This window comes from Deltaproteobacteria bacterium, assembly GCA_009929795.1.
GTDB lineage: Bacteria > Desulfobacterota > Desulfovibrionia > Desulfovibrionales > Desulfomicrobiaceae > RZZR01.
This window is the reverse complement of the sequence record RZZR01000144.1, coordinates 1-5714: the sequence shown is the minus strand read 5'-3', so window position 1 is coordinate 5714 and position 5714 is coordinate 1. Positions and strand designations below refer to the sequence as shown.

General features: G+C 61.2%; 5 protein-coding genes. All 5 read left to right on the top strand.

Features of this window, described 5'->3' with window-relative positions:
* The first annotated feature begins 1000 nt into the window (after positions 1 to 1000).
* On the top strand, positions 1001 to 1843 hold the full coding sequence (locus tag EOM25_11750) for a GGDEF domain-containing protein (GenBank protein ID NCC25846.1): 843 nt from the start codon (positions 1001 to 1003) through the stop codon (positions 1841 to 1843).
* A complete protein-coding gene (locus EOM25_11745; protein NCC25845.1) occupies positions 1779 to 2570 on the top strand; it encodes a hypothetical protein in 792 nt (263 codons plus the stop codon). Before EOM25_11750 ends, EOM25_11745 begins: the two co-directional genes overlap by 65 nt.
* A 302-nt stretch (positions 2571 to 2872) precedes the next feature.
* Positions 2873 to 3685 (top strand): fructose-bisphosphate aldolase, encoded by an 813-nt coding sequence (locus EOM25_11740; GenBank protein ID NCC25844.1) that lies wholly within the window; start codon positions 2873 to 2875, stop codon positions 3683 to 3685.
* Positions 3686 to 3697: 12 nt separating this feature from the next.
* On the top strand, positions 3698 to 4669 hold the full coding sequence (locus tag EOM25_11735) for a 3-dehydroquinate synthase II family protein (GenBank protein NCC25843.1): 972 nt from the start codon (positions 3698 to 3700) through the stop codon (positions 4667 to 4669).
* A partial coding sequence (gene pheA / locus EOM25_11730; protein NCC25842.1) for a prephenate dehydratase occupies positions 4666 to 5714 on the top strand: 1049 nt, incomplete at its 3' end. The genes EOM25_11735 and pheA, both read left to right, overlap by 4 nt.

Genomic DNA, 5714 nt, shown 5'->3' with positions numbered 1-5714 from the left:
TGACCATTGACCATGTCCTTCTGACCAGAGAAATCGGGCGCAATGTTCAGGATCTGGTCTTGACCCTGGGCATCCGGGCCAGCCGTGGCCGGGAGCATGCCGTGGCCATTCCGGACCGGGCCCGAGATGTCCGTCTGGAAATCGACGGAACGGCCATCCCTGTGGTTCGAATCGCCGACAGCGCTGTATCTGTTCCGGTCGCTCCGGGCAGGCGATCCGTGACCCTGCGCTGGAGGGAGGACCTCGACCGAAGCCTGGTTCTGGGTTCCCCGGCCGTCAACCTTGGCCATCCGGCCGCCAACGTGAACCTCGAGACCAGGCTCCCGGCCCATCGCTGGCTTTTGGCCTGTCCGAGCGGTCCGGTCATGGGGCCTGCCGTGCTTTTCTGGAGCTATCTGGCCGCCATCCTTCTGGTGGCGGCCGGTTTGAGCCGCCTTCCCTGGACTCCGCTAAAGGCCTGGCAATGGTTCCTCCTCGGACTCGGCCTGTCCCAAGTCGATACCATGACCGCCGTGCTCGCCGTGGCCTGGCTGCCGGCCCTGGGCCTGCGCCGAGAACACAGGCCGGAACATTGGCTGACCTTCAACCTCGTCCAAACGGCCATCGTCGGCCTTTTCCTTGTCGGAATCGCCTGCCTGTATGCCGCCGTGGAAGGAGGCCTTCTCGGCCTGCCCGACATGCAGGTGGCCGGCAACGGATCCAGCGGCCATACGCTACGCTGGACACAGGATCGGATCTCAGGGCCCCTGCCCCAGCCTTTGATCGTGTCCGTTCCCATCGTCGTCTACCGGTTCTTGATGCTGGCCTGGTCTCTGTGGATGGCCTGGTCTCTGGTGGCCTGGATCAAATGGTCCTGGGCGGCCTTTGGTCGGAACGGAATCTGGATGAAGGCCGTCTGGCGGAAACCTAGGCCCAAGGCCCTAAATCCGAATGATGGTCCTTTACTTCGACCGTAAAAACGTCTAGCTTACAAAGCCAATACCTTGCGACAATATAGGCCATGAATCCACATGTACTGACCCTCTTTTTCGATCCGGCCCTGATCACCGACCGCACCGGGGCCGTTCAGGACTTCAATCCCGAATGCGCCCGACGGTTTCCCCGACTGGCCAAGGGGTCTGCCCTGGGAACGATTTTCGGTCAGGGACAGGCCTCCAACCTCATGGCCCAACTGGAGGCCAAGACCCAACCCATCCAATGCAGCATCAAGCTGGACGGGCCCCACGAAATCAACGCCATGCTCCGGGCCATGAAGACTGCGGACGATCTGAGGCTTCTGGTCTTACATATTCCCCCGGTCTGCGATGGACAGTCTGAGGAAGGCGACGACCTGGCTTTGCGTGACCCCCTGACAGGCTTGGCAAACCGGATTCTTTTGTTGCAGCAGACACGGGAGGCTCTGAGCAAGACCCTAACCCAGGGCGGGTTCACCTCCTTTCTGTTCATGGACTTGGACGCCTTCAAGCCCGTCAACGACACCTACGGGCACGAGTGCGGCGACCATGTGCTGATCATCCTGGCCGAACGGATCAAGACCGTGGTCAGGGATCACGACCTTGTGTCCCGCATCGGTGGCGACGAATTCGTGGTCCTGCTAACTGGACTCCAGAACGGCATGCACGCCGGGCTGACGGCCACCCGGCTCATCAAGGCCATCTCCGAACCGATCCCATGGGAGGGCATCAAGATCACCGTGGGAGTCAGCATCGGCATCAGCGTCGCCCCCACCGACAGTGAGGATCCCATCGAGCTTTTGAACAAGGCCGACCAGGCCATGTATGTTGCCAAACGCTCCGGCAAGAACAACTACTCGTTCTGGAACGAGGCCGCCTATTTCATCTGAACGGCAGACAGTACCCGTCAGAGACGAAATCATGTCCAAGAATCCAGCTGCCCGCACCTCGCGTACGAACCAGGAGGACCTAAAGGAAACCATCAAGGAGGCCTTCCGGGAAGCCCTCCGAGATGAATCTTGTCATGTCGTCAGCTCCGCCCGGCCGGACGGCAACGGATTCTTTCGCCAGCTGAACGAGGAAATCCTGGATAAACTCAGCGGCATCTACAGCGAACTGAACCGGATTCAAAAAACGGCCGGGGAAGACGACAAGGAAAAGGAAGGTGTCAGCCTAGTCCGGGACATGATGGACGACGCCTCTGAACGTCTCCACCAGATCATCAAGGCTACGGAAAAGGCCACCTTCACCGTCATCGACTTGGTCGAGTGCAGTCTCAAAAACATCGAAAACATGAAGGCCACCATCGTCGAGACTGTTCAGGACGACGCGGCACGTGAAAAGCTGTCCGGAAGCTGCGCCGGTCTCGAATACGACATGATGGAGATCATGACCACCATGAGTTTCCAGGATCTGACCGGACAACGGATCAAACGGGTCATCGACGCCATCAACAAGGTTCGGGACATGATCCGGGACCTTTACGTGTCCACGGACTACATCCTCAAGGAAAAAAGTCGACAGCCCGACAAGAATCTCAAGGATCTCCGGGACGAGGCGTCCAGGATCACCCAGGATCAGGTGGATGCCATCCTCTCCCAGATGGACGCCAAATGAACGTTCAAGCAAAAATTTTCATGATCGGCCGAAAAAAATTCTTGACACCCCGACTCCCCCGGGCCTAGACACAAATCCATGCAGAATTTCTCCGTTGACTACACCCTCCCCATCACCACCAATGCCAACTGGTATTTTTGGTATTATTTTACGGAGGCCTGTGGCCAAGGGGGAGTTGTGCAGCCAGCATAAAAGGGCACGGACAACACCACACCAAGGGCCGCAGGCAGACCAGCCGGCGGCCCTTTTGTTTTCCTGGCCGCCGGAGGAGGGCCGAGACCCGCAAGCACAAGGAGATCGTCATGCACTTGGGAAAAAGCATCCGACAGGAACGAATCTTCAACCGCAACACCGGCCGGACCATCATCGTCCCCCTTGACCACGGGGTCAGCGTCGGCCCCATCTACGGACTGGTCGACCTTCGAGAGACCGTGAACAAGGTCGCCGAGGGCGGGGCCAACGCCGTCATCATGCACAAGGGCCTGCCCCGCTGCGGCCATCGCGGTCAAGGCCAGGACATCGGCCTCATCATCCACCTCTCCGCCAGTACCTGCCTCTCCCCCTTCCCCAACGCCAAATCTCTTGTCGGCAGTGTCGAGGACGCCATCCGCCTTGGGGCCGACGCCGTGTCCGTCCACGTCAACCTGGGCGACGAGACAGAGTCCCGGATGCTCAGTGACCTGGGGCAGACGGCGTCCAGGGCCAATGAATGGGGCATGCCCGTCCTGGCCATGGTCTACGCCCGGGGCTCCAAGATCGAAAACGAATACGACGTCAAGGTCGTCACCCACGCCGCCCGGGTCGGCGAGGAACTCGGCGCCGACGTGGTCAAGGTTCCCTACACTGGATCGGCCGAAACCTTCGCCCGGGTAGTCGAAGCCTGCTGCGTGCCCGTGGTCATCGCCGGCGGCCCCAAGATGGACAGCACCCGAGATCTTGTCCAAATGGTCTCCGACTCCGTGGCCGCTGGCGGTGCCGGCCTTTCCATAGGCCGCAACGTCTTCCAGGCCAAAGACCCGGCCCGTCTGGTCAAGGCCCTGCACGGCGTCGTCCACGAAGATTGGACCGTGGACCAGGCCATGGATTTTCTGGCCTCGACCCCGGAAGGTCGCTGATCGGTCATGGCCATGCAACGCACCATCATCTTTTCGGCCGTGCCCTTCGACAAAAATCTGGTCACCCTGGCCCTGGAGTCCGGGGTGGACGGCATCCTGGTCGAGGACGAACGGGCCGGGGACGTCTCCGCCCTGGGCCTGACCACCGTCCACCGTCTCTCCGAAACCGTGCTCATCGACCTGAAATCCAAAGAGGATGAGGAACGGGCTGTCTCGTCTTTGTCCGGTGGCGCCCTGACCATTCTCGGAAAGGGATGGGAGATCATCCCCGTGGAAAACATCCTGGCCCAGGCTCAGGGTCTCGGACTGGAAGTGGAATCCCTGGACAGGGCCATACTTGCGGCCGGCATCCTTGAGGTCGGAGTGGAAACAATCATCGTCCTGCCCCAGGCCGCCCACGAACTCAAGGACATCGTCGCCCAATTCAAGACCAGGCAGGGACAGGTTGATTTGGAAACGGCCGTGGTCACCGAGGTCCGTCCCACGGGCCTGGGGCACCGGGTCTGCGTGGACACCCTGTCCATCCTCCGTCCGGGCCAGGGCATGCTGGTAGGCAACACCAGCGCCTTCTGCTTTTTGGTTCACGCCGAAACCGAAGCCAACCCCTATGTGGCCCCCCGGCCGTTTCGAATCAACGCCGGATCGGTCCACGCCTATGCTGCCCTTCCCGGCGACAAGACCGCCTATCTCGAGGAACTTGGCCCTGGCCGCGAGGTCCTCATTGTCGGAGCCGACGGCCAATCCCACAAGGGCGTTGTCGGCCGGGCCAAAACCGAGATTCGGCCCATGCTCATGATCACCGCCCAGGTCGGCGAACGCCACGGCTGCATCTTCCTCCAGAACGCCGAGACCATCCGCCTGGTCCGGCCCGGAGGCGATTCCGTCTCCGTGGTCTCCCTCAAGCCCGGGGACGAGATCCTCTGCCGTCTGGATCAGGCCGGCAGACATTTCGGCATGCGCATCAAGGAAGAGATACACGAATGAATTCCACCCCAGAACACTCGAGATCCGAGACGTCCCTGGACGACATCCGGCAACGCATCGACCGGGTGGACGAGGCCCTGCTGGCACTCCTCGACGAACGGGCCGGTCTCAGCCGGCAGGTCGGGGCCATCAAGTCCGACAGCCGAGAAACCGTTTTCAAACCCTTCCGGGAAAAGGAAGTCATGGGCCGGCTTCTCGCCTGCCACCGCACCCATCTCCCGGACGACCACCTCCGGCACATCTACCGGGAAATCCTGTCATCCTCCCGACGCCTCCAGCGGGCCCAGAAGGTGGTATACCTCGGACCCGAGGGAACCTTCTCCTATTTCGCCGGCCTGGAATACCTGGGCCACAGCCAAGATTTTGAACCCCAGCGGGATCTGGAAGAGGTGTTCCGGGCCGTGTCCCGGGGGGACGCCGAGCTCGGGGTCATCCCCCTTGAGAACTCCCTACAGGGCAGCGTCGGTCAGAGTTTGGACCTGTTCCTGCGATTTGACGTCTTCATCCAGGCCGAAATCTACTGCCGGATCAGCCATTGTCTCATGAGTCCCGAAACGGATCTGGCCTCAGTGAAGGTCGTTCACTCCCACCCCCAGGCCCTGGCCCAGTGTTCAGCCTGGCTCCGGAACACCCTGCCTCAGGCCAGCTTGGTTCCAGCCGAGAGCACGGCTGCCGCGGCCAGGTTGGCCGGGCAAATCCCGGGTTCGGCCGCCATCGGCCACCGTCGGCTGGCCGAAATGTCCGGCCTGAATGTCCTGGCCTCCCAGATCGAGGACCTCCACGACAACTGGACCCGCTTTCTGGTCATCGGCAGCGTCCCGCCCCGGGAGGGCAACCGGGACAAGACTTCCCTGGTCTTCACCCTTCCCGACACTCCCGGATCCCTGGTGGCCGTTCTCCAGCTCCTGGCCGGGGAAGGCATCAACCTGAAGAAGCTCGAGTCCCGCCCCCTGCGCTCGGAAAAATGGAAGTATGTCTTTTTCATGGACGTCGAGTGCGACCTGGGCCGAAATTCCTACACAGATCTGCTAAAAAGGCTGGCCGC